The 22,381-nt window shown below is 71.5% G+C and carries 19 protein-coding genes; 8 read left to right on the top strand and 11 right to left on the bottom strand.

Translation table 11 applies throughout. The annotated features are described in order from the left end of the window. Positions 1-260: 260 nt before the first annotated feature. Both NW895_RS32130 and NW895_RS32125 read right to left on the bottom strand, forming a co-directional pair. Positions 261-1,349 (bottom strand): branched-chain amino acid aminotransferase, encoded by a 1,089-nt coding sequence (locus NW895_RS32130; protein WP_289940070.1) that lies wholly within the window; start codon positions 1,347-1,349, stop codon positions 261-263. A gap of 257 nt (positions 1,350-1,606) precedes the next feature. Then, on the bottom strand, positions 1,607-2,650 hold the full coding sequence (locus NW895_RS32125) for a 3-isopropylmalate dehydrogenase (RefSeq protein ID WP_289940069.1): 1,044 nt from the start codon (positions 2,648-2,650) through the stop codon (positions 1,607-1,609). Between the two features lie 142 nt (positions 2,651-2,792). Here NW895_RS32125 and NW895_RS32120 point away from each other — a divergent pair, with 142 nt between their 5' ends. Further along, positions 2,793-4,358 (top strand): metallophosphoesterase family protein, encoded by a 1,566-nt coding sequence (locus NW895_RS32120; protein ID WP_289940068.1) that lies wholly within the window; start codon positions 2,793-2,795, stop codon positions 4,356-4,358. A gap of 55 nt (positions 4,359-4,413) precedes the next feature. On the opposite strand, the gene NW895_RS32115 is transcribed toward NW895_RS32120, so the two are convergent. Next, positions 4,414-4,545, bottom strand: a complete 132-nt coding sequence (locus NW895_RS32115) for a hypothetical protein (RefSeq protein ID WP_103782913.1) — start codon at positions 4,543-4,545, stop codon at positions 4,414-4,416. Positions 4,546-4,810: 265 nt separating this feature from the next. Then, positions 4,811-5,359, bottom strand: coding sequence for a GNAT family N-acetyltransferase (locus tag NW895_RS32110; protein ID WP_289940063.1), 549 nt, complete (start codon positions 5,357-5,359; stop codon positions 4,811-4,813). A 211-nt stretch (positions 5,360-5,570) separates the two neighbouring features. Here NW895_RS32110 and NW895_RS32105 point away from each other — a divergent pair, with 211 nt between their 5' ends. Further along, on the top strand, positions 5,571-6,506 hold the full coding sequence (locus NW895_RS32105) for an NADP-dependent oxidoreductase (RefSeq protein ID WP_289940060.1): 936 nt from the start codon (positions 5,571-5,573) through the stop codon (positions 6,504-6,506). A gap of 14 nt (positions 6,507-6,520) precedes the next feature. Here the strand turns inward: NW895_RS32105 and NW895_RS32100 are convergent, their stop codons facing one another. From NW895_RS32100 to NW895_RS32090, 3 genes are all read right to left on the bottom strand, one after another. Further along, positions 6,521-7,387 (bottom strand): alpha/beta hydrolase, encoded by an 867-nt coding sequence (locus NW895_RS32100; RefSeq protein ID WP_289940058.1) that lies wholly within the window; start codon positions 7,385-7,387, stop codon positions 6,521-6,523. A 75-nt stretch (positions 7,388-7,462) separates the two neighbouring features. Further along, positions 7,463-9,094 carry an L-glutamate gamma-semialdehyde dehydrogenase gene (gene pruA, locus NW895_RS32095; RefSeq protein WP_289940056.1) on the bottom strand — a complete coding sequence of 544 codons (1,632 nt, stop codon included), beginning with the start codon at positions 9,092-9,094 and terminating at the stop codon, positions 7,463-7,465. Positions 9,095-9,131: 37 nt separating this feature from the next. Then, positions 9,132-10,058: a proline dehydrogenase family protein gene (locus NW895_RS32090; RefSeq protein WP_289940055.1), complete on the bottom strand. Its 927-nt coding sequence runs from the start codon at positions 10,056-10,058 to the stop codon at positions 9,132-9,134. A gap of 163 nt (positions 10,059-10,221) precedes the next feature. Here NW895_RS32090 and NW895_RS32085 point away from each other — a divergent pair, with 163 nt between their 5' ends. From NW895_RS32085 to NW895_RS32065, 5 genes are all read left to right on the top strand, one after another. Beyond that, positions 10,222-11,466, top strand: coding sequence for a helix-turn-helix domain-containing protein (locus NW895_RS32085; protein ID WP_289940053.1), 1,245 nt, complete (start codon positions 10,222-10,224; stop codon positions 11,464-11,466). A gap of 147 nt (positions 11,467-11,613) precedes the next feature. Beyond that, positions 11,614-13,101, top strand: coding sequence for an ABC transporter substrate-binding protein (locus tag NW895_RS32080; RefSeq protein WP_289940050.1), 1,488 nt, complete (start codon positions 11,614-11,616; stop codon positions 13,099-13,101). Positions 13,102-13,106: 5 nt separating this feature from the next. Further along, a complete protein-coding gene (locus NW895_RS32075; RefSeq protein ID WP_289940049.1) occupies positions 13,107-14,852 on the top strand; it encodes an ABC transporter permease subunit in 1,746 nt (581 codons plus the stop codon). A gap of 34 nt (positions 14,853-14,886) precedes the next feature. Then, entirely contained in the window at positions 14,887-15,867 is a 981-nt protein-coding gene (locus NW895_RS32070) for an ABC transporter ATP-binding protein (RefSeq protein ID WP_289940047.1), read from the top strand. Beyond that, positions 15,864-16,541, top strand: coding sequence for a dipeptide/oligopeptide/nickel ABC transporter ATP-binding protein (locus tag NW895_RS32065; protein ID WP_289940046.1), 678 nt, complete (start codon positions 15,864-15,866; stop codon positions 16,539-16,541). The genes NW895_RS32070 and NW895_RS32065 overlap by 4 nt, the downstream gene beginning before the upstream one ends. Here NW895_RS32065 and NW895_RS32060 read toward each other — a convergent pair. After that, entirely contained in the window at positions 16,528-17,106 is a 579-nt protein-coding gene (locus NW895_RS32060) for a TetR/AcrR family transcriptional regulator (RefSeq protein WP_289940045.1), read from the bottom strand. The two genes, NW895_RS32065 and NW895_RS32060, sit on opposite strands and share 14 nt — an antisense overlap. Positions 17,107-17,203: 97 nt before the next feature. Between NW895_RS32060 and NW895_RS32055 the strand changes: the two genes are divergently transcribed. Then, complete coding sequence (locus NW895_RS32055) at positions 17,204-18,742, top strand: MFS transporter (RefSeq protein ID WP_289940044.1); 1,539 nt, start codon at positions 17,204-17,206, stop codon at positions 18,740-18,742. A gap of 110 nt (positions 18,743-18,852) precedes the next feature. Here the strand turns inward: NW895_RS32055 and serA are convergent, their stop codons facing one another. The 3 genes from serA to ilvN form a co-directional block, all read right to left on the bottom strand. Further along, on the bottom strand, positions 18,853-20,442 hold the full coding sequence (gene serA / locus NW895_RS32050; protein WP_289940042.1) for a phosphoglycerate dehydrogenase: 1,590 nt from the start codon (positions 20,440-20,442) through the stop codon (positions 18,853-18,855). Positions 20,443-20,695: 253 nt separating this feature from the next. Then, positions 20,696-21,694, bottom strand: coding sequence for a ketol-acid reductoisomerase (gene ilvC / locus NW895_RS32045; protein ID WP_289940041.1), 999 nt, complete (start codon positions 21,692-21,694; stop codon positions 20,696-20,698). A 143-nt stretch (positions 21,695-21,837) separates the two neighbouring features. Continuing rightward, positions 21,838-22,362: an acetolactate synthase small subunit gene (gene ilvN / locus NW895_RS32040; RefSeq protein ID WP_289940040.1), complete on the bottom strand. Its 525-nt coding sequence runs from the start codon at positions 22,360-22,362 to the stop codon at positions 21,838-21,840. Between the last annotated feature and the right edge of the window lie 19 nt (positions 22,363-22,381).

The raw sequence follows: 22,381 nt of genomic DNA, 5'->3' as shown, positions 1-22,381 counted from the left end.
GCGAAAAACCTCTCGCGGGTGCGAGAGGTCTGCGCGCGGGTCGAGGACGACGGTGTCCGCCCGTACCTGGTCGTACGTGGCGGTCACTGCGGACCGGCGCGCCTGCTGCCAATAATCATGGCGAACGAGAGCACGGGGGCAGTCTGGCACAACCTGTCCCCGTGCTCACCGTCCGTCTCAGGATGCGAGCACCGGTCCGGTCGGCGCACCCGGCGGTGCCGCCGCGGACTCCGGGGTCCGCGGCGGCGGGACCGCGGAGGTCAGCCCAGCGTGTGCATCCAGCCGTGCCGGTCCTCGGCGGTGCCGCGCTGGATGTCGAGGAGGGCCTGGCGGAGCCGGAGGGTGACCTCCCCGGGCTCACCGCCCGACTGCTGCCATGCGGCGCCGGTGCGCTTGACCGTGCCGACCGGGGTGATGACCGCGGCCGTGCCGCAGGCGAAGACCTCGGTGAGGGTGCCGTTCTCGGAGTCGCGCTGCCACTGGTCGATGGAGACGCGGCCCTCCTCGGCCTCGTAGCCGAGGTCCCGGGCGACGGTCAGCAGGGAGTCGCGGGTGACGCCCTCCAGGATGGAGCCGGTGAGGGACGGGGTGATGATCTTGTTGCCGTACACGAAGTACAGGTTCATGCCGCCGAGTTCCTCGACCCACTTGCGCTCGACCGCGTCCAGGTAGCAGACCTGGGCGCAGCCCTCGGCGGCGGCCTCGGCCTGGGCGAGCAGGGATGCGGCGTAGTTGCCGCCCGTCTTCGCGTCGCCCATGCCGCCGGGGACGGCGCGGACGTGGTCCTCGGAGACCCAGATGGAGACGGGCTGGACGCCACCGGGGAAGTACGCGCCGGCCGGTGAGGCGATGACGAGGAACAGGTACTCGTTGGCCGGCTTGACGCCCAGGCCGACCTCGGTCGCGATCATGAAGGGGCGCAGGTAGAGGGACTCCTCGCCACCATGGGCCGGCACCCACGCCTTGTCCTGCTGGACGAGGACGTCACACGCCTCGATGAACGTCTCGACCGGCAGTTCGGGCATCGCGAGGCGGCGGGCGGAGCGCTGGAAACGCTTGGCGTTCTGGTCCGGGCGGAAGGTGGCGACGGACCCGTCGGGCCGGCGGTAGGCCTTCAGGCCCTCGAAGATCTCCTGGGCGTAGTGCAGGACGTTGGTCGCCGGGTCGAGCGGGATCGGCGCGTACGGAACGAGCTGGCCGTCGTGCCAGCCGCGGCCCTCCGTCCATTTGATCGTCACCATGTGGTCGGTGAAGTGACGGCCGAAGCCGGGGTTGGCCAGGATCGCCTCGCGCTCCGCGGCGGAGAGCGGGTGGGCTGACGGCTTGAGCTCGATCGTGGGCGTCGTCATGGGTAGCTGTCCTTCACCGGTTGTTTTAGTGACGGGCCGCGCTCACGCCCGTACGGCCGGTGGCCAGTGCTAGGACGTCCGAGCATTCCCTCAATCCGCGGCTCCGCGTCCGATTATCGCAAGCGGGGTCCGCGGAAGAAATCGGCGTGCATACGGCCCAGAGGTTGATGGTGGCACCCGGCGGGGACATGGGGAAGCCGCCGGGCACGGAAGGTGACCCGGCGGCTTCGACGTGTGGTTCGAGAGGCGCGGCCGGGTCAGCCGGCTACTCGCCCGGCGAGCGCGTCGCCGATCTCGCTCGTGCTGCGGGCGGGCTTGCCCGCGCGCTCGCCGAGGTCGGCCGAGACCGCGTCCTCGATGCGGGCCGCCTCGGCCTCGTAGCCGAGGTGGCGCAGCAGCAGGGCGACGGACAGGACCGTGGCGGTGGGGTCGGCCTTGCCCTGGCCGGCGATGTCCGGGGCCGAGCCGTGGACCGGCTCGAACATGGACGGGAACGCGCCGGAGGGGTTGATGTTCCCGCTCGCGGCGACGCCGATGCCGCCGGAGACGGCCGCGGCGAGGTCGGTGATGATGTCGCCGAAGAGGTTGTCGGTGACGATCACATCGAAGCGCTCGGGCTGGGTGACGAGGTAGATCGTCGCCGCGTCCACGTGCATGTACTCGGTGGTGACCTCGGGGAATTCCTTGGCCACCTTGTTGAAGACGTCGGTCCAGAGGTGACCCGCGAAGGTCAGCACGTTGTTCTTGTGGATCAGTGCGAGCTTCTTGCGCGGGCGGGCCTGGGCGCGGGCGAAGGCGTCGCGGACCACGCGCTCGACACCGAAGGCCGTGTTGACGGAGACCTCGGTGGCGACCGCGTGCTCGGTGCCCTTGCGGATGGTGCCGCCGTTGCCGGTGTACGGGCCCTCGGTGCCCTCGCGGACGACGATGAAGTCGATCTGCGGCTCGCCGGCCAGCGGGGTGGCGACACCCGGCAGCAGCTTCGACGGACGCAGGTTGACGTGGTGGTCGAAGGCGAAGCGGAGCTTGAGCAGGAAGCCGCGCTCCAGGACGCCGGACGGCACCGACGGGTCGCCGATCGCGCCGAGCAGGATGGCGTCGTGCTGCTTCAGGGCGTCGAGGTCGGCGTCGGTGAGGGTCTCACCGGTGGCGTGGTAGCGCTTGGCGCCGAAGTCGTACTCCTTGGTCTCCAGCTTCACATCCTGCGGGAGGACGGCGGAGAGGACCTTCAGGCCTTCGGCCACGACCTCCTGGCCGATGCCGTCACCGGGGATCACTGCGAGATTGATGCTGCGAGACATGCGGGCACCCTACTCCTCGTCCCATGGGATGACACGGCCCGTCCGCGATGCGGACACCCGGGTGGCGGACGGCCCTCACGCGTCGATTTCCGTTCACCCGTATGCAGTGCGGTTGTTGGGACGCGCTGGGAAGTTCACCGGCATGGAGATCCCTGACTTCGGCATCCCGCCCCGGCTCGCGGACCGGATGAGCATGGCGGAACAGCACGAGTACCTGCGCACACGCCTGTCCCGGCGCCGCACGCTGGTGACGGCCGGCGCGGTGGCGGGCGGGCTGCTGACCGGCTGTTCGGGTTCCGGGTCGACCGGCACCGCCACGACCTCGGCGTCCCCTTCCGCCACCGGCCGTGTGCACGGCTCGGTGATCGCCCCCTTCGGCCGCCACCTGGCCTTCGGCGCGGACCCGAAGACGCAGATGCGGATCTCCTGGCAGGTGCCGCTAGCGGTGCGGAAGCCGTATGTGCGGGTGGGCCTCAGGCCCGACGACCTGAGCCGGAAGATCGAGGCGGAACTGCGCGACCTGCACACCCCGGAGCTGAGGGGCGTGCGTGCGGCGGTCGAGCAGTACTACCTGCACGCGGCCCTGGACGGGCTCAGCCCCGGCACGACGTACTACTACGGCGTCGGCCACGAGGACTTCGACCCGGCCGCCCCGCAACACCGGTCCACCATCGCCTCGTTCCGCACGGCGCCCGCGCGCCCGGAACGGTTCGTGTTCACCGCGTTCGGCGACCAGGGTGTCGGCCGGGACGCGGCCGAGAACGACCGGACGCTGCTGCGCCAGAAGCCCGCCTTCCACCTCCACGCCGGCGACATCTGCTACGCGGACCCGACCGGCAAGGGCAAGGAGTCGGACGCGTACGACGCCACGTACTGGGACCTGTTCATGAAGCAGAACGAACCGGTGACGAGGTCGGTGCCGTGGATGGTGACGACCGGCAACCACGACATGGAGGCCTGGTACTCACCGGACGGCTACGGCGGACAACTGGCCCGCTTCTCCCTCCCGGACAGCGGTTTCGACCCGCGCAGGGCACCCGGCGTGTACGCGTTCACGTACGGCAACGTCGGCGTCGTGGCGCTGGACGCGAACGACGTGTCGTACGAGATCCCCGCCAACCTCGGCTACACGGACGGCAGGCAGACGAAGTGGCTGGACCGGAAGCTCGGCGAGCTGCGGGCGGCCGAGGAGGTCGACTTCGTCGTCGTCTTCTTCCACCACTGCGCCTACTCGACCTCGACGCACGCCTCCGACGGCGGGGTGCGTGCCGCATGGCTGCCGCTGTTCGCCAAGCACCAGGTGGACCTGGTGATCAACGGGCACAACCACGTGTACGAGCGGACCGACGCCGTGAAGGGCGGCGAGGTGGGCAGGCCGGTGCCGATCGGCGCGTCGACGGACCCGACCCGGGACGGGATCGTGTACGTCACCGCGGGCGGGGGCGGCAAGGAGCTGTACGGCTTCCCGGCGGGCGTCAAGGAGAGCTACGAGGGGAACGAGAGCGACCACGAGCCGGTCGGCACCTTCCGGTGGACCAAGTCCCGGGACACCAGGGCCGAGTCGGTGGAGTGGTCGCGGGTGCGCTACCGGGGGTTCTCGTTCCTCTCCGTGGAGGCGGAGAGCGGTACGGCACCGCGGCTCAAGGTCTCGGCACTGGCGTCGTCCGGTGAGCGCATCGACCATTTCGAGGTGCGGCGCGGGGCGTGAGACCACGCGCCGCACCTCGTGACGGGTGCGGCTCCCGGCTTCGGCGGGGTGCGGCTCAGTGCCCGGTCGCGCCGCCGTTGTCACGGCGGTCCAGGGCGCGCTGGAGGGCGGCGGCGGCGTTCTTGCGGTCGGACTCGCTCGTACGGGAGACGTGACGGACTCGGCGGCGGACGGTCGTCTCGGCCATGAGGATCGACTCCTTCGGGCACAGGCGGAGTGCGGAATGGGGGGTTACACGAGACACCGGAGGGGGCGGGGAGCTGCGGTGCCGCAGGGGTTGCCTGCGCGGGGCCCGGCTCACGACCGCCATTCGCTTGGTCGAGCGAGACGTTCGGCTTCTACAAAAGTAAGGGAGGACGACGCTTCTGTCTCCACAAATACTTGGGCTTCCTACTATCTGAGACGGTGGGATGGCTCACATCGGGCTGACCTGGCCTTTTCCTGGTCGGCCGTCAGAGCACGTCGCCGTCGCGCCAGTCGAAGAGCAGTTCGTGGGCGGGGTCGAGCGGACCGGCGAGAGCGGGGCGGACGTAGGTGGTGTCCTCCTCGTCCGGGAGGTGGACGACGCCCTCGGGACCGAGGGCGCAGACCCGGCCGGTCCACAGCTGCCAGCCGCGGGCGGTGTAGAGGCGGGCGCCCTCGTCGCTGGCGGAGAGCATGCCGGCGTCGTAGGCGCGGTCGATGATCCGCTCCAGCTCGGCCATGACCTGCCCGCCGAGGCCGGTGCGGCGCACGTCGGCGCGGACGGCGACCGCCTCGACGTAGCCGACCCGCAACCAGCGGCCGCGGTGCCGTACCCGGCGCATGACGACCGAGCCGTGCGCGGCGAGCCCGTGGTCGTCGTGCACGAGGCAGTGCATGCCGCCCAGCCCGTGGTCCCAGTCCTCGTCGGAGAAGTCACCGTCGAAGGCGGCGTCCAGGAGGGCGCGGGCGGAGCCGAGCTCGGCCGGGGTGAGGTCGGCGGTGTGCGCGGTGCGCAGGCGGCGGGAGGGAGGCGTCATCGGCTCAGTATCAGGGGCGTACCGGCGAGCGGGGTGACATTCAGGCCGGTCCTCGGCCGGCGGGCGGGCCGAGTGGGTCCGGTCCGCAGGGGCACCCGTGGGGTGTGCCCCGGCCCGGCACGGGCACCGTGCGACGGCCGGTCGTCGGGGTCACGATGGACGGAAGCGGCCGTGGCCGCCGACCCCGGCTCCGATCCGGGAGGGAGATCCGATGACCACGAGCCTGGTGATCACACAGCATCGTTTCGGCGGGCCGGACGTCCTGGAGATCGAGGACCGGCCGCGCCCCGTGCCCGCCCCGGACGAGGTGCTGCTGCGCGTGCGCGCGGTGGGCGTCAATCCGGTGGACTGGCTGGCACGTTCGGGGACCGCCCCGCTGTACGGGGAGCCGCCGTTCACGCTGGGACAGGACGTGTCCGGCGTGGTGGAGGCGGCCGGTCCGGAGGTCACCCGCTTCCGGCCCGGCGACGAGGTGTTCGGCAGGCTGGACGGCGGTGGCTACGCCACGTACGTCACCGCGCCCGCCACCCATGTCGCCGCCAAGCCCGCGACGCTGGACCACGTCCACGCGGCCGCCGCCCCCACGGCGACGCTCACCGCCTGGCAGGCCCTGATCGAGATCGCCCGGGTCGGCCCGGGCACCCGGGTGCTGGTCCACGCGGCGGCCGGCGGCATCGGGCACGCGGCGGTGCAACTGGCCAAGGCGGAGGGCGCGTACGTCATCGGCACCGCCCGCGCCGACCAGCACGGTTTTCTCCGCGAGCTGGGCGCGGACGAGGTCGTCGACCACACGGCCACCGACTTCGCCGAGACCGTGCACGAGGTCGACGCCGCCCTCGACCTGATCGGCGGCGGCTACGGCCCGCGCACTCTCAACGTCCTGCGCCCGGGCGGTCTGCTGCTCTGCGCGGTCCCCGGCGACCTGGGCCTGGCCCCGGAGGACGTGGAGGCCCGCGGCATGCGCTTCGCGGTCGTCCAGGCCGAGCCCTCGGGAGAACGGCTGGCGAGGATCGCCGGCCTGCTGGCCGACGGGCGCGTCCGCCTGCACATCGAGGCCGCCCTCCCGTTCGCGGAGGCGGCCAGGGCGCATGAGCTGGGCCAGGCGGGACACGCCAAGGGCAGGATCGTGCTGGTGATGCCCGACTGACCCCTGCCGCCGGATCACAGCACCGCGGTCACCGCCGCCCGGAAGCCCCGCGGCTCCTCCACCCACGGCAGATGCCCGGCGTCCGGGAACACCACCCGCCGCACGCGCGGCAGGGCCCGCTCCAGCGAGTCCACCGCCGAGCGCGGCCGGATGTCGCGCGCGCCGTCGACGATGAGCACCGGCACGTCGAGGGCCCGGCAGGCGGCGGAGAGCTCGGGGGTGCCCCAGGCGCGTTTCCGCTCGGCGTTCAGGGCCTTGTTGCACTCGTCGTTGATCCCCAGCCAGGGGTCGGCCATGCGCCCGGCGTGTTCCAGGGCGCGCTCGCGGTCGGTGAACTCGGCGGACCACTGGAGCACCGCCGACTCCCGGTCCTCCTCCTCGGTCCGCCGCGGACGGGCCATCAGCTCCTGCCAGCGGTCCAGCCGTTCGGGGTGCTCGCCGAGCCGGGCGAGGAAGTTCTCCCGGTGGGCGCCGTGCCAGTCGCTGTCCGGCCCGATGCCCGTTCCGGCCACGTACACCAGCGCGCTCACCCGCTCCGGGTGGGCCAGCGCGTAGCTGAGCGCCAGTTGCGCGCCCCACGAGTGGCCGAGCAGGGCCGTCCGCTCCAGCCCGAAGTGCCGCCGTACCGCGTCGAGATCGGCCACGAACCGCTCGCTCGTCCAGGGCCCGGCGCAGCGTTCCGAGCGCCCGCAGCCGCGCTGGTCCCAGCGCACGACCGTGGCCCGGTCCTCCAGGAGCCCGGCCACGTCCTCGAACATGTCCCACAGACCGGGCCCGCCGTGGCACAGCACCAGTGGCTCGCCCCGTCCCGACCGTGCGGCCCACAGCCGGACGCCGTCGTCTGCCGTGACCGTCTCCGTCTCGCTCCGCGTCCGGGTCATGGGGCGATTCTCCGCCCGCACACGCCTGCGGGCCAGGTCGGCGGGGCGGCCTGGCCCGCAGGCGTGCGGTGGGCGTCAGCCCATGTGCGGGTAGGTGTAGTCGGTCGGCGGGACCAGCGTCTCCTTGATCGCGCGGGTCAGCGTCCAGCGCAGCAGGTTCTGCGGGGCGCCGGCCTTGTCGTTGGTGCCGGAGGCACGGCCGCCGCCGAAGGGCTGCTGGCCGACGACGGCGCCGGTCGACTTGTCGTTGATGTAGAAGTTGCCGGCCGCGTAGCGGAGCTTCTCGGCCGTGTACGCCGCCGCCGCGCGGTCGTTCGCGATGACCGAGCCGGTCAGCGCGTAGTCCGACACCGACTCCATCTGCGTCAGCATCTCGTCGTACTTGTCGTCCTCGTAGACGTGCACGGCGAGGATCGGGCCGAAGTACTCGGTGCGGAAGACCTCGTTCTCCGGGTCGGTGCACTCGATGACGGTCGGGCGGACGAAGTAGCCCACCGAGTCGTCGTAGGAGCCGCCGGCGACGATCGTGCAGGCCGCGTCCTCCTTGGCACGGTCGATGGCGGCCTTGTTCTTGGCGAAGGCACGCTCGTCGATGACGGCACCGATGAAGTTCGACAGGTCGGTGACGTCACCCATGGCGATGCCGTCGACCTCGGCGGCGAACTCCTCCTTGAAGCCGGAGTTCCAGATCGAGGCCGGGATGTAGGCCCGGGAGGTGGCGCTGCACTTCTGGCCCTGGTACTCGAAGGCGCCCCGGGTCAGGGCGGTCTTGAGGACGGCGCGGTCGGCACTCGGGTGGGCGACGACGAAGTCCTTGCCGCCGGTCTCCCCGACCAGGCGCGGGTAGCAGCGGTACTTCTCGATGTTGTTGCCGACCGTCTTCCACAGGTACTGGAAGGTCTTGGTCGAACCGGTGAAGTGGATGCCGGCGAAATCGCGGTGCTCCAGGGCGACCTGGGAGACCTCGACGCCGTCACCGGTGAGGAGGTTGATGACGCCCTTGGGCAGACCGGCCTCCTCCAGCAGCTGCATCAGCAGCACGGCGGCGTGGGTCTGCGTCGGGGACGGCTTCCAGACGACGACGTTGCCCATCAGCGCGGGCGCGGTGGGCAGGTTGCCCGCGATGGCGCTGAAGTTGAACGGCGTGATCGCGTAGACGAAGCCCTCCAGCGGGCGGTGGTCGAGGCGGTTCCACACGCCCGGGGAGTTGGCCGGGGGCTGCTCGGCCAGGATCTGCCGGGCGTAGTGGACGTTGAAGCGCCAGAAGTCGATCAGCTCACAGGGAGTGTCGATCTCGGCCTGCTGGGCGGTCTTGGACTGGCCGAGCATGGTGGACGCGGCCAGCGTCTCGCGCCACGGGCCGGACAGCAGCTCGGCGGCGCGCAGGAAGATCGCCGCGCGGTCGTCGAAGGACAGGGCGCGCCAGGCGGGCGCGGCGGCGAGGGCCGCGTCGATGGCGTCCTGGGCGTCCTGCTGGGTGGCGTTGCCGTACGTGCCGAGCACCGCCTTGTGGTTGTGCGGCTGGACGACGTCGAAGCGTTCACCGCCGCCCATCCGCTTCTCCCCGCCGATGGTGCAGGGCAGGTCGACCGGGTTGTCGGCCAGCTCCTTCAGCTTGGCCTCCAGCCGGGCCCGCTCGGGGGAGCCGGGGGCATAGCCGTGCACCGGCTCGTTGACGGGGGTGGGGACCTGGGTCACAGCGTCCATGTTTTCCGTAACTCCTTAACTGAGCGGTGGTTCGGTCTCAGCCCTTGGTGACCATGCTGCGCACGAAGAAGCGCAGGTTCGCCGGCTTCTCCGCGAGGCGCCGCATGAAGTAGCCGTACCAGTCGGTGCCGTACGCCGTGTAGACGCGCATGCGGTGGCCCTCGGCGGCCAGCCGCTGGTGCTCGTCGGTCCTGATGCCGTACAGCATCTGGAACTCGTACTCGTCGAGCTTGCGCCCGGCGCGGTGAGCGAGCTCCTGGGCGATGGAGATCAGGCGCGGGTCGTGGGACCCGATCATCGGGTAGCCCTCGCCCTCCATCAGGGTCCGCAGGACGCGCACGTACGCCTTGTCGATCTCGTGCCTGTCCTGGTACGCGACCCCGGCCGGCTCCTTGTACGCGCCCTTGACCAGCCGTACCCGGCTGCCGTCCGCGGCGAGGCGGCGGGCGTCGGCCTCGGTGCGGAAGAGGTAGGCCTGGATGACGCAGCCGGTCTGCGGGAAGTCCTTCCGCAACTCCTCGTGGATGGCGAACATCGAGTCGAGGGTGGTGTGGTCCTCCGCGTCCAGGGTGACCGTGGTGCCGATCTCGGCGGCGGCCTCGACGACCGGGCGGACGTTCTTGAGCGCCAGTTCGTGGCCGTCGTCCAGCGCCTGGCCGAACATGGACAGCTTCACGGACATCTCCGCGCGCGTGCCCAGCTCCAGCGGTTTGAGCCGGTCGATGAGCTCCAGGTAGGCGTCGCGGGCGGCGGCGGCCTGCCCGGGCGTGGTGATGTCCTCACCGACGACGTCCATGGTCAGCTCCAGGCCACCTGCCGTGAGGTTCTGGATGATCGGCAGGACCTCGTCGACCGTCTCGCCGGGGATGAAGCGGTCGACGACCTGCCGGGTTCCCGGGGCCGCCGAGATCAGGCGTCGCACCCGGTCGCTGCGCGACGCGGCGAGAATCACGGGACCCAGCACGGGGCACCTCCACAAACAAGCACCAGAAGGCCGAAACCCGACGGATCGGGGACGGCACGGAGAACCACCGTGAAACCTAAGGATCCCTCCGATCGTGGGCCATCGACAGCTGTCACGCATCCGTGCCGCAGATCTCAGACAGATGTATGAAGGCCTCCCGGGCATGGGGCAGAATGCCCGGATGACGTCGGATGCCGTTCCCTTCAAAAGCCTCGGTGACTACCAGGAGCTGGTCGACGAGCTCTCCGAGCTTCTCGGCGTCCCCGCGACGCTGGAGAACCGCGACTTCGAGCTGATCGCCTTCGGCGCGTACGACAGCGAGGGCGACCTCGACCCGTCGGCCCTGGACCCCGTGCGCACCCGCTCGATCCTCACCCGCCGCTCCACCGCCGCGGTCCGCGCCTGGTTCGAGGGCTTCGGCATCACGCGCGCGACGGACCCGGTCCGTATCCCGCCGACGCCGGAGGCGGGGGTGTACCGGGGACGCATCTGCCTCCCGGTACGCCATCGGGGCGTCGTCTTCGGATACGTCTGGCTCCTGGACGACGATCCCGGCCCGACGGAGCAGCAGCTGGCGGCGGCCATGGAGGTGACGCCCCGCATCGGCGCGCTGCTCGCGGACGAGGCCCAGCACGGCGCGGACCTCAGCCGCGAGCTGAGGGCGGTGCTCACCGCCGAGCGCGGCTGGCAGGGCGACATGGCGGTCGCGGAGCTCCGCACGGCCCTCGGCGCCCGCGCGGACGCCCTGCACACGGTGGTGTGCGTGACCCCCTGGCCGTCCGCCGACCCGGACGACGCGCCGTCGGTCCGTACGGTGCCGGGGGCGACGGCACTGTGCACGGTGCCGTGGGGGGCGACGGCCCAGTCGCTGGCACTGCTGGTGCGCCTGCGCTCGGCGGACGTCCTGACCCCGGCGGTGTCGGCGGCGGCCCGGCTGCTGGAGCGGGCCCGCTCCGGGAGCGGCCCCGACACCAAGGCCTCGCCGGCCGGCCCGGCCGCCGGCATCGCCGCCGCGCGTACCGGGATCGCGGAGCTGGGCGCGGCCTGGCGGGAGGCGTCGGCGGCGGCGCGGGCGGCGCGGGCGGAGCCCCGGCTCGGCCCGGTCGCCGAGTGGGCGTCGATCGGCCCGTTCCGCCTGCTCACCTCGCTGTCCCCGGAAACCGCCCGGGACCCCGTGGTCCACGCCCTGCTCTCCCCCGCCCATCAGGAACTGGCCCGCACCGCCGAGGTCTACCTCGACTGCGCGGGCCAGGCCGGCCGCACGGCCGCCGAGCTGGGCATCCACCGCCAGACCCTCTACTACCGCCTCTCCCGGGTCGAGCAGCTCACGGGCCTGGACCTGGACGACGGCGAGGACCGGCTGCTGCTGCACATGGCCCTCAAGGGGGCACGGCTGCAGGGCCCTTGAGGGGCTCTGCGCCTCCTTCACTCCGCACGCCCCTTGCCCGGAGGTTCCGGTGAGCGGACGCACAGCGGACCCAGTTATTGAAAACGATTGTCATCGTGCTACGGTCGGCGCACCCACCCTTGACCGTCCCTTTACCCGGAGTGTCCCGTGCGCCTGCCCGCCCGTCTCCTCCCCCTCTCCGCGGCCACCGCGGCCTCCGTCCTTCTCACCGGATGCTTCGCCGGGGCCGACGGCACCTCCGCCTCCGGCGAGGGCGGACGCCTACGCGTGGCGATGTTCCAGCCGCCGAGATCAGGGCTGTCCCCGCTGTCCGACGACGCGTTCAAGCTGTCCCGCTGGTCAACGGCGGAGACACTCGTGAAGCTGGACGCGGAGGGCGACGCCCAGCCCGCGCTGGCCACGTCCTGGAAGCAGAGCGGCCGAAGCTGGACCTTCGAGATACGGGACGGCGTCACCTTCCACGACGGGACGGAACTCACCGCCGAGGCCGTCGTCCGCTCCCTCACCAAGGCCGCCACCGCCTCCCCCAAGCCCCGCATCCTCGACGGCGTGGACCTCACCGCCCAGGCCGACGGCGGCAAGGTCACCGTCACCACCGCCACCGAGGACCCCCTCGTTCCGCAGCGGCTCAGCTCCCCGCAGCTGTCGATCCTCGCGGCGAAGGCGTACCGGGGGAAGACGGTCGACCCCGTCGGCGCGGGCACCGGCCCCTTCGAGCTGACGAAGGTCAACGGCACCTCCTCCGCCGCCCTCGACCGCTACGACGACTACTGGGGCAAGAAGGCCGCAGCCCCCGGCATCGACGTGAAGTTCGTCCCGGACGGCACCGCCCGCGCCGCCGCCCTGCGCAGCGGCGAGGCCGACATCGTCGAGGCGGTACCGGTCTCCCAGGCCGCCGTGCTCGACCAGGACCTGATCACCGAGGTCCCGATGCCGCGCACCAACACGCTGTACCTGAACACCGGCAAGGGCGTCTTCAAGGACGCCTCGCTGCGTGCCGCCGCCCGGGAGGCGATCGACGCCGAATCGATCGTGAAGGGCGTGTACGAGGGGCGCGCCGACGTCGCCGAGGGGCTGCTGGGGCCCGCGCTGCCGTGGGCGGCCGAACTGCGCAAGCCGGTGCGGCGGGCCGAGGCCGGTGCACCCGACGGCAGGGCGATCACCATCGGTACCTACACCGACCGGTCCGAGATGCCCGAGGTCGCGGCCGCGCTGCAGCAGCAGCTCCAGAAGGCCGGGTTCAAGGTGAAGCTCGACGTCCGCGAGTACGCGAACATCGAATCCGACGTGCTCGCGGGCCGGTTCGACGCATTCATCCTCTCCCGGGCGACCGTGCTCGACTCCGGTGACGCTGCCGCGTACCTGTACAGCGACTTCGCCTCCGACGGCACCTTCAACCTCTCCCGGTTCACCGACCAGGAGGTCGACAAAGCCCTGAGGAAGGCCTCCCGGACCGCGGTCGGCGACGCCCGCCGCAAGGCGATCATCGAGGCCGAGGCTGCCGTACTCGCCCAGGACGCGGCCGTCCCGATGCTCCACGAGCGCGTGATCCAGGGCGATGCGGAGGGTGTGGTGGGCGCCGCGCACGACCCGCGCGAGCGCGAACTCGTCACCGTGGACACGTACGTCAAGTGAAGGGCATGACAAGGAAAGCGGTCAGCCCGGCGGTGCCGGCCCGCCTGCTCTGTGGGGTCGCCGTCCTGGCCGCCGTCGGCCTGCTGCCCTGGCTCTCCCGCCGGGACCCGGCGCTCTCGGTGCTGCGCGCCCGGTCGGCCGAGCAGGAGGCGACCGAGGAGGCCCTGGCCGCGATCCGCGAGGACCTCGGCCTGGACGCCGGTCCCGTTTCCCTGCTGGGGAGTTGGGCCACCGACCTGCTCCGCGGCGACTTCGGCACCTCCTGGGTGTCGGGAACCGACGTCCTGCCATCCGTGGTCGCCGGGGTCCAGGTCTCGCTGGGACTGATGGGCGCGGCACTCGGCGTGGCGGTGCTGCTGGCCGCCACGCTGGTGGCGCCGGTGCTGGTACGGGGACGGGGGTCGGCCGGCGCCTTCGCCGCCATGCCGGCCGCCGTACCCGAGTTCCTGCTGGCCACTGTCGCGCTGCTGGTGTGTGGCGTGTGGCTGGGGTGGTTGCCGACATCCGGCTGGCAGGGCCCCGTTCATCTGGTGCTGCCCGCGATCGCCCTCGGCGTCCCCGCGGGCGGGCTGCTCGGGCGGTTGGTCGCGGACGCGCTGCCTGCCGTGCTGGACGAGCGGTGGGTGGAGCTGTGGCGGGGCGCCGGGGTGAGCCGGGCGCGGATCGCGGGGGCAGCCCTGCGGCGCGTCCTGCCGCCGCTGGTGCCGCAGTTCGGGATGGTCGCCGTCGGCCTGACCGGCGGCGCGGTCGCCGTGGAGACGGTGTTCGCGGTGCCCGGCATCGGACGGACCGCCCTCGGTGCGGCCAAGTCGCAGGATCTGCCGCTGCTCCAGGGCTCCGTTCTGGCCCTGCTGGCGCTCGGCCTGGTCACGGGCGCGGTGGCGGCGTTCACACGGCGCCGGCTGCTGGGCCCGGCCCTGCGTGACGCCGCCCTCGCGCTGCCTCCTGCCCGCCCGGTCCGTACACACCCGGCGATCCCGTCGTCCCTGTTCACACTGCTCGCGCTCACGATCGGCTGGGGCCTGCTGCGCGACCCGTACACCGTGGACACCACGGCCCGCCTCGCCACCCCCTCCTGGGCGCACCCGCTCGGCACCGACGCCCTCGGCCGTGATGTGCTCGCCCGGCTCGGCCATGGCGCCGCCTCGACGGTCGGCACGGCCGCCGCGATCTGCCTGCTGAGTCTGCTGGTCGCGCTCGCACTGGGCTTCGTACCCGGTGTCGCGGCGGGCGCGGCGGACATCGCCAACGCGCTGCCCCCGGTGATCGTCGGCATCCTGGTCGCCGCCGCCGTCGGCCCCGGCACGGGCGGGGCGGCCCTGGCGGTCGCCCTGATCTCCTGGCCGGCGTTGTCCGCGCACGCCGCGGCACTCGTGCAGGAGGTGCGCGCGTCGGCGTTCCTGACGGCACAACGGGCCATCGGCGCGAGCCCGTTGTGGATCCTCACCCGGCACGTCCTGCCGACGGTCGCCGCCCCGGTCGCCCGCCACGCCCTGCTGCGCCTGCCCGGCATCGCCCTCGCCCTGGCGTCCCTCGGTTTCCTCGGCCTCGGCGCCCAGCCGCCCGCCCCCGAGTGGGGACTGCTGCTCGACGAGTCCCGCGCCTACGTGGAACGCGCCCCCTGGGCTGCCCTCGCCCCGGCCGTGGCACTGGCCCTCCTGGCGGGGCTGGCGGTGTCGGGAGCGGCGTACGCACAAGGCCGGAGCGTGACCAGGAACATGGCCGTGAAGGAGGCCCCCGGTGGAGTCTGAGCCGTTGCAGTCAGTGCCGTCGCAGTCAGTGCCGTTGAAGTCGGAGACGTGGGAGTCCGGGCCGCTGCTGTCGGTGCGCGATCTGCGGATCGCCTTCGGCGGGGTCGAGGCAGTGCGCGGCCTGTCCTTCGACGTCCGACCGCGCGAAGTGCTCGCCCTCGTCGGCGAGTCGGGGGCGGGCAAGTCCCTCACGGCGAGGGCGCTGCTGGGGATGGTGCCGCGCGGCGCGACGACGAGCGGGACGATACGGCCCGATCTGTCGGCACACCGCGGCCGCCGTATCGCCCTCGTCCCGCAGGACGCCCTGTCCGCCCTCTCCCCCGTCCACCCCGTCGGCGACCAACTCGCCGCCGCCGTACGGTCGGTGACCCGCGTCTCCCGCGCCCGGGCCCGGGCCCGGGCGGTCGCGGCACTGGAGCGCGTCGGCATCCCGGACGCCGCCCGCAGGGCGCGGGCCTATCCCCACGAGTACTCCGGCGGCATGCGGCAGCGGGCGGTCGTCGCCATGGCCACGATCAACGAGCCGGACGTGGTGGTCGCCGACGAGCCCACCACCGCACTGGACGAGGAGCACCGGGACCAGGTGCTCCGGGTGCTGGCCGAACAGCGGGAGGCGGTCGGCGCCGCGCTGGTCCTCGTCACGCACGACATGGACGTCGTACGGGACCAGGCGGACCGCGTCCTGGTCATGTACGCCGGGCGCCTCACCGAACTCGGCCCGGCCGATCAGGTGCTGGGCCGTCCCCGGGCCCCCTACACGGCGGGCCTGCTGGCCTCCCTCCCCCAGCACGCGCCCCCCGGCCGCCGCCTCCCCGCCCTGCGCGGCACCCCGCCCGCCCCGGGCACCCTGCCGCCGGGCTGCGCCTTCGCGCCGCGCTGCCCGCTCGCGGCGGACCTCTGCCATCAGCGGGAACCGGAGCCGACGGCGATGGACGGACGGCTGGTCGCCTGCCACCGCCCGGACGAGCTCCCGCACCCCGCCTTCGCGTTGTTCCAGGAGGAGCAGCCCGCATGAGCACTCCCCTGCTCGACGTCCGTGACCTCGTCGTCCGGTACGGGACGGTGACGGCGGTGGACCACGTCTCCTTCACGCTGGACGCCGGGGAGACCCTCGCCCTGAACGGCCCCTCCGGCTGCGGCAAGTCCTCCACGGCTCTGGCGGTACTCCGGCTGCGCCGCTCGGACGGGGGTGAAGTCCGCTTCGAGGGGCGGGAGTTGACCGGCCTGACGGAACGCGAGCTGCGCCCGCTCCGCCCCCGTATGCAGCCCGTCTTCCAGGACCCCTACGGCTCCCTCAGCCCCCGCCACCGCATCCGCGACGCGGTGGCGGAACCGCTGAAGGTCCAGGGCCGCTGGAGCGCCGACGGTCCTGCCCGCGTGGCCGAACTGCTCGACCGGGTCGGCCTCGACCCGTCGTACGGGGACCGCCTGCCGCACGAACTGTCCGGCGGCCAGTGCCAGCGCGCCGGAATAGCACGGGCGCTGGCCTCCGGACCGCGCCTGCTCGTCCTCGACGAACCGGTCTCCGCCCTCGACCCCTCGGTGCGGGCCGGCGTGCTGAACCTGCTCGCCGACCTCCAGGACGACCTCGGCCTCGGCTACCTGTTCATCTGCCACGACCGGGCGGTCGTACGGCGTTTCGCGGACCGGGTGATCGAGATGCGGGACGGGCGGATCAGCTCCGCCTGACGCCCTCGATCACCTGGCGAAGCCCTTCCGTCAACTGGCCGGCCTCGGGCGCGCTCTTGGGATCGAAGGTCCACTGCGCCATGAGCCCCATCATCAGGGTCAGGTAGAAGTAGCCGAGGGTGTCCACGGTCTCTTCCGGAAGGTCCTCCTCACGCCCGCCGTGGAAGATCGTGACGATGCCGCGCGCGCCCTCCCGCTGGGCCCGCGCCAGATGCTCCCGCACCTCGGGCAGCTGGTCCCCCATGGCCACGATCTCCATGCTGAGCCGCCACATCGAACCGGGCTCCCGCATGGTGCCGATGATGTTCGACCACACCTCGGCGAAGCGCTCCAGCGAGCCGGGCTCCCCACGGATCTCACCGCCCCCGTCGAAGGCGCCGGACATTCCCTCGACCATCTCGACGTACGCCTGCGCGAGCAGCGCGTCCTTCGAGCCGTAGTGGTAGCCGATCGAGGCCAGGTTGGTCCCCGACTCCTTGACGATGTCGCGCGCGGTGGTGCGCACGAAGCCCTTGGCCAGCAGGCAGCGCTTGGCGCCTTCGAGCAGATCCTCACGGTGTCCCATGCGGGCCACCCTACCGCCGATCCATACAGCCGTCCTATACGCATGACTTATACAGTTGTTCTAGACAGACGTTTAATACGCTCGTACAGTCACCGGCATGACGAACTCGACGAGCACCGCTCCCGGGCCCCGTGCCGGCCGCCGCGAATGGACCGCCCTGGGCGTGCTGATGCTGCCGCTGCTCCTGGTCTCCATGGACGTCTCCGTCCTCTACTTCGCCATCCCGGCGATCAGCGCGGACCTGCAGCCGAGCGGCACACAACAGCTGTGGATCTTCGACATCTACGGATTCGTACTGGCCGGCCTGCTGATGACGATGGGCTCGCTCGGCGACCGCATCGGCCGCCGCAGGCTGCTGCTGATCGGCGCCGCCGCCTTCGGCGCGGCCTCGCTGCTGGCGGCGTACGCGAACAGCGCCGAGACACTGATCGCGGCCCGAGCGGTCCTCGGCCTCGGGGGCGCGACACTGATGCCGTCCACGATGGCGCTGATCCGCACGATGTTCACGGACCCGGATGAGCGTGCGAAGGCGCTCGGCCTGTGGTCCGGCGTGATGACGGCCGGGATCGCGCTCGGCTCGGTGATGAGCGGCCTGCTCGTCGAGCACTTCTGGTGGGGCTCGGTCTTCCTGGTCAACCTGCCCGCGATGGTGCTGCTCCTGGCCGTCGGCCCGGTGCTGCTGCCCGAGGCGAGGAACCCCGAGCCGGGCCGCTTCGACCTGCTGAGCGTGCCGCTGTCCATGGCGGCGGTCCTGCCGGTGATCTACGGCCTGAAGGAGATCCCCTCGGAGGGCTGGAACGTGCGGTACGTGCTGTCGGTGACCGTCGGCCTGCTCTTCGCCGCGCTCTTCGTCCACCGCCAGCGCACGAGCCACTCCCCGCTCGTCTCACCGGCGCTGTTCCGCGGCCCCGGCTTCGGTCCGGCGCTCGTCCTCTACCTCGTCTCCGCCTTCGGGATGATGGGCTCCGCCTACTTCACCACGCAGTACATCCAGTCGGTCCTCGGCAAGAGCGCCCTGGAGGCGGCGCTGTGGAGCCTGCTGCCGTCGGTGCCGATCGGCTTCGCGGGAGTCATCGCGAACCGGCTCGTGCAGCGGGGAGTGCACCGGGCGCACGTCGTCGCCGGTGGCTTCCTGACCACCGCGGGCGGCTACGGGCTGCTGATCCTCACGGGCACGGACTCCCTGTGGCTGCTGCTGGCCGCGTGCGCCGCCCTGGCCTGCGGGGCCGTCGTGGTGATGTCCCAGCTCGCCGACCTGGTCATGGGCACGGCACCGGTGGAGAAGGCGGGCTCGGCCTCGTCCCTCATGGAGACCGCCGCCGAGTTCGGCGGCGCGCTGAGCCTGGCGGTGCTCGGCTCCATCGGTACGGCGGTCTACCGCCACGAGATGCCGGTCTCGGCACCGGCCCCGGCCGACGAGACGTTGGGCACCGCACTGGCCGTCGCGGAGCAGCTTCCGGTCCGCGCGGGCGACGCCCTGGCGACGGCGGCCCGCGAGGCCTTCACCAGCGGTATGCACGCGGCGGCGATCGCGGGAGCGGTGCTGCTGGCGGGGGCGTCGGTACCGGCGGCGCTCACGCTGCGACGGGTGCGCCTGCGCGAGGAGACACCGGAGCCGGAGAAGGCCGCCGTCTGAGCAGGCGCGCCCACGACGAACGCCGGACGGGCAGTCCATCCCGTCCGGCGTTCGTGTTGATCAGGTTCGGGTCGGTCACGTCAGGTCAGGTCAGGTCAGGTCAGGTCAGGTCAGACCAGGTTCACCGACCGGGCCGACGTGGCCCCGATCTCCTCCGCGACCTCGGCCAGCACCCCGGAGGACACCGTGTCGTCGACGGTGAGCACCGCCAGCGCCTCGCCGCCCGCCGCCGCGCGGGCGACCTGCATGCCGGCGATGTTGATGCCCGCCTCGCCGAGGATGCGGCCCACGGTACCGACGACGCCCGGACGGTCCTCGTACTTCAGGACGACCATGTGCTCGGCGAGCGCGAGGTCGACGTCGTACTCGCCGACGGCGACGATCTTCTGGAGGTGCTTGGGACCGGCCAGCGTGCCGGAGACCGACACCTCCTCGCCGTCCGAGAGGGTGCCGCGCACGGTGACGACGTTGCGGTGGTCGGTCGCCTCGGAGCTGGTGGTGAGGCGGACCTCGACACCCCGCTCCTGGGCGAACAGCGGCGCGTTGACGTACGACACCGTCTCGTCCACGACGTCCTCGAACACACCCTTGAGGGCGCTGAGCTCCAGCACCTTCACGTCGTGCTGGGTGATCTCGCCGTACACCTCGACGTCGAGGCGGACGGCGACCTCACCGGCGAGCGCGGTGAAGATACGGCCGAGGCGCTCGGCGAGCGGCAGACCCGGCTTGACGTCCTCGGCGATGACACCGCCCTGGACGTTCACCGCGTCCGGGACCAGCTCACCGGCGAGGGCGAGGCGCACCGACTTGGCGACGGCGATACCGGCCTTCTCCTGCGCCTCGTCGGTGGAGGCGCCGAGGTGCGGGGTGCACACGACCTGGTCGAACTCGAACAGCGGCGAGTCCGTGCACGGCTCCTTCGCGTACACGTCCAGACCGGCACCGGCGACCCGGCCCTCCTTCAGCGCGGAGTACAGCGCCTCCTCGTCGACGATCCCGCCGCGCGCGGCGTTGACGATGCGCACGCTCGGCTTGACCTTGCGCAGCGCCTCGTCGCCGATGAGGCCGACGGTCTCGGGGGTCTTGGGCAGGTGGACGGTGATGAAGTCGGAGACCTCGAGCAGCTCGTCCAGCGACAGCACCTTGACGCCCATCTGCGCGGCCCGCGCGGGCTGTACGTAGGGGTCGTAGGCGACGACCTTCATGCCGAAGGCCGACATGCGCTGCGCGACGAGGGCGCCGATGCGGCCGAGGCCGACCACGCCGAGGGTCTTCTCGGCGAGCTCCACACCCGTGTACTTGCTGCGCTTCCACTCGCCGTTCTTCAGCGCGGCGTTGGCCTGCGGGATGTTGCGCGCGCTGGCGAGGATCAGGCCACAGGCCAGCTCGGCGGCCGTCACGATGTTCGAGGTGGGGGCGTTGACGACCATCACGCCGGCCTTGGTGGCGGCGGAGACGTCGACGTTGTCCAGGCCGACGCCGGCTCGTGCGACGACCTTGAGCTTGTTCGCGGCGGCGATCGCCTCGGCGTCGACCTTGGTGGCCGAACGGATCAGGATCGCGTCCACGTCGGCGATGGCCGGGAGCAGTTCGGCGCGGTCCGCTCCGTTGCAGTGGCGGATCTCGAAGTCCGGCCCGAGCGCGTCGACGGTGGCGGGCGACAGCTCTTCGGCGATGAGTACGACGGGTTTCGAGCTCACGTGAGTCCTCACATGTCCAATGCGGACGGCCGTCCCGACGGCCGCTGGCGGTGGAGGGGTGGTGGCCGCGTGGAAGACGCACGACGCTGTGGGCCTGACGCGTTTGTTGTACAGCAGTCTAGTGGCGTGGCGGAGGTCGTCTTACGCCTCTGCGGAAGGATCACCCGGATGGGAAAGGTGACGCGAGAAGTGACGAGAAAAGGTCCGGCCGCGGCCACCGGGGGTTCACCCGGTGCCGCAGCCGGACCGCGGCTCACGCCTCCTCGTTGACCCAGCTCATGAGCTTGCGCAGCTCCTTGCCGGTGGTCTCCAGCAGGTGCTCGGAGTCCTGCTGCTTGTACTCGTTGTACTTCTTCAGACCGCCGTGGTACTCGTCCATCCAGTTCTGGGCGAAGGAGCCGTCCTGGATCTCGGCGAGGACCTTCTTCATCTCGGCCTTGGTGGCGTCGGTGATGATGCGCGGGCCGGTGACGTAGTCGCCCCACTCGGCGGTCTCGGAGATCGACCAGCGCATCTTCTCCAGGCCGCCCTCGTACATGAGGTCGACGATGAGCTTCAGCTCGTGCAGGCACTCGAAGTAGGCGATCTCCGGCTGGTAGCCCGCCTCGGTCAGCGTCTCGAAGCCCGCCTTGACCAGCGCGGCCGTACCACCGCAGAGGACGGCCTGCTCACCGAACAGGTCGGTCTCGGTCTCCTCGGTGAAGGTCGTCTTGATGACGCCGGCGCGGGTGCCGCCGATGCCCTTGGCGTACGACAGGGCCAGGGCGAAGGCGTTGCCCGTGGCGTCCTGCTCGACGGCCGCGATGCAGGGCACGCCGCGGCCCTCCTCGTACTGGCGGCGGACCAGGTGGCCCGGGCCCTTCGGGGCGACCATGCAGACGTCCACGCCGGCCGGGGGCTTGATGAAGCCGAAGCGGATGTTGAAGCCATGGCCGAAGAAGAGGGCGTCGCCGTCGTTCAGATTCGGCGCGATGTGCTCCTCGTAGACCTGGGCCTGGATCGGGTCCGGGACGAGGATCATGATGACGTCGGCCTCGGCGGCGGCCTCGGACGGGGTCACCACGCGCAGGCCCTGCTCCTCGGCCTTGGCCTTGGACTTCGAGCCCTCGTGCAGACCGACACGCACGTCGACACCCGAGTCACGGAGCGACAGCGCGTGGGCGTGGCCCTGGCTGCCGTACCCGATGACCGCGACCTTGCGGCCCTGGATGATGGACAGGTCGGCGTCGGCGTCGTAGAACAGCTCGGCCACTTTGGGTTCTCTCCTTGGGGTGCAGATGTTGCGTCCCACCGTATGACGGTGAGGGGGAGGTAAGTCTCGGGGTCTCGGAATACGGGCGGCCGACGACTCGCCGGGCCGCCCGTTTCCGGTCATGCATGCTTCGTCGACGAGTGTTACGCCGACCGGTCGAGTGCGCGTAGAGACCGGTCCGTGATCGAACGGGCACCGCGTCCGATCGCGATCGTGCCGGACTGGACGAGCTCCTTGATTCCGTACGGCTCCAGCATCTTCAGCATGGCCGACAGCTTGTCGCTGCTGCCCGTGGCCTCGATGGTGACGGCCTCCGGGGAGACGTCGACGGTCTTGGCGCGGAACAGCTGGACGATCTCGACGATCTGCGAGCGCGTCTCGTTGTCGGCGCGGACCTTCACCAGGACGAGTTCGCGCTGGACGGCCTGCGACGGGTCGAGTTCGACGATCTTCAGCACGTTGACCAGCTTGTTGAGCTGCTTGGTCACCTGCTCCAGCGGCAGGTCCTCGACGTTCACCACGATGGTGATGCGGGAGATGTCGGGGTGCTCGGTGACGCCGACGGCGAGCGAGTCGATGTTGAAACCGCGGCGGGAGAACAGGGCGGCGATCCGGGCGAGGATGCCCGGCGTGTTCTCCACCAGGACGGAGAGCGTGTGCTTGGACATGGTCTGCTTCCTTTACCTG

Origin of the sequence: Streptomyces sp. S.PNR 29, assembly GCF_030386795.1 — a bacterium.
Lineage (GTDB): Bacteria > Actinomycetota > Actinomycetes > Streptomycetales > Streptomycetaceae > Streptomyces.
Note: the sequence above shows the minus strand (reverse complement) of the source record. Positions and strands in the feature narration are given on the sequence as shown.

Bases quoted from the DNA above. Each gene is read 5' to 3' on its own strand.
- NW895_RS32130 (WP_289940070.1), bottom strand. From the start codon at position 1,349: ATGACGACGCCCACGATCGAGCTCAAGCCGTCAGCCCACCCGCTCTCC.
- NW895_RS32125 (WP_289940069.1), bottom strand. From the start codon at position 2,650: ATGTCTCGCAGCATCAATCTCGCAGTGATCCCCGGTGACGGCATCGGC.
- NW895_RS32120 (WP_289940068.1), top strand. From the start codon at position 2,793: ATGGAGATCCCTGACTTCGGCATCCCGCCCCGGCTCGCGGACCGGATG.
- NW895_RS32115 (WP_103782913.1), bottom strand. From the start codon at position 4,545: ATGGCCGAGACGACCGTCCGCCGCCGAGTCCGTCACGTCTCCCGTACG.
- NW895_RS32110 (WP_289940063.1), bottom strand. From the start codon at position 5,359: ATGACGCCTCCCTCCCGCCGCCTGCGCACCGCGCACACCGCCGACCTC.
- NW895_RS32105 (WP_289940060.1), top strand. From the start codon at position 5,571: ATGACCACGAGCCTGGTGATCACACAGCATCGTTTCGGCGGGCCGGAC.
- NW895_RS32100 (WP_289940058.1), bottom strand. From the start codon at position 7,387: ATGACCCGGACGCGGAGCGAGACGGAGACGGTCACGGCAGACGACGGC.
- pruA (WP_289940056.1), bottom strand. From the start codon at position 9,094: ATGGACGCTGTGACCCAGGTCCCCACCCCCGTCAACGAGCCGGTGCAC.
- NW895_RS32085 (WP_289940053.1), top strand. From the start codon at position 10,222: ATGGGGCAGAATGCCCGGATGACGTCGGATGCCGTTCCCTTCAAAAGC.
- NW895_RS32075 (WP_289940049.1), top strand. From the start codon at position 13,107: ATGACAAGGAAAGCGGTCAGCCCGGCGGTGCCGGCCCGCCTGCTCTGT.
- NW895_RS32065 (WP_289940046.1), top strand. From the start codon at position 15,864: ATGAGCACTCCCCTGCTCGACGTCCGTGACCTCGTCGTCCGGTACGGG.
- NW895_RS32060 (WP_289940045.1), bottom strand. From the start codon at position 17,106: ATGGGACACCGTGAGGATCTGCTCGAAGGCGCCAAGCGCTGCCTGCTG.
- NW895_RS32055 (WP_289940044.1), top strand. From the start codon at position 17,204: ATGACGAACTCGACGAGCACCGCTCCCGGGCCCCGTGCCGGCCGCCGC.
- ilvN (WP_289940040.1), bottom strand. From the start codon at position 22,362: ATGTCCAAGCACACGCTCTCCGTCCTGGTGGAGAACACGCCGGGCATC.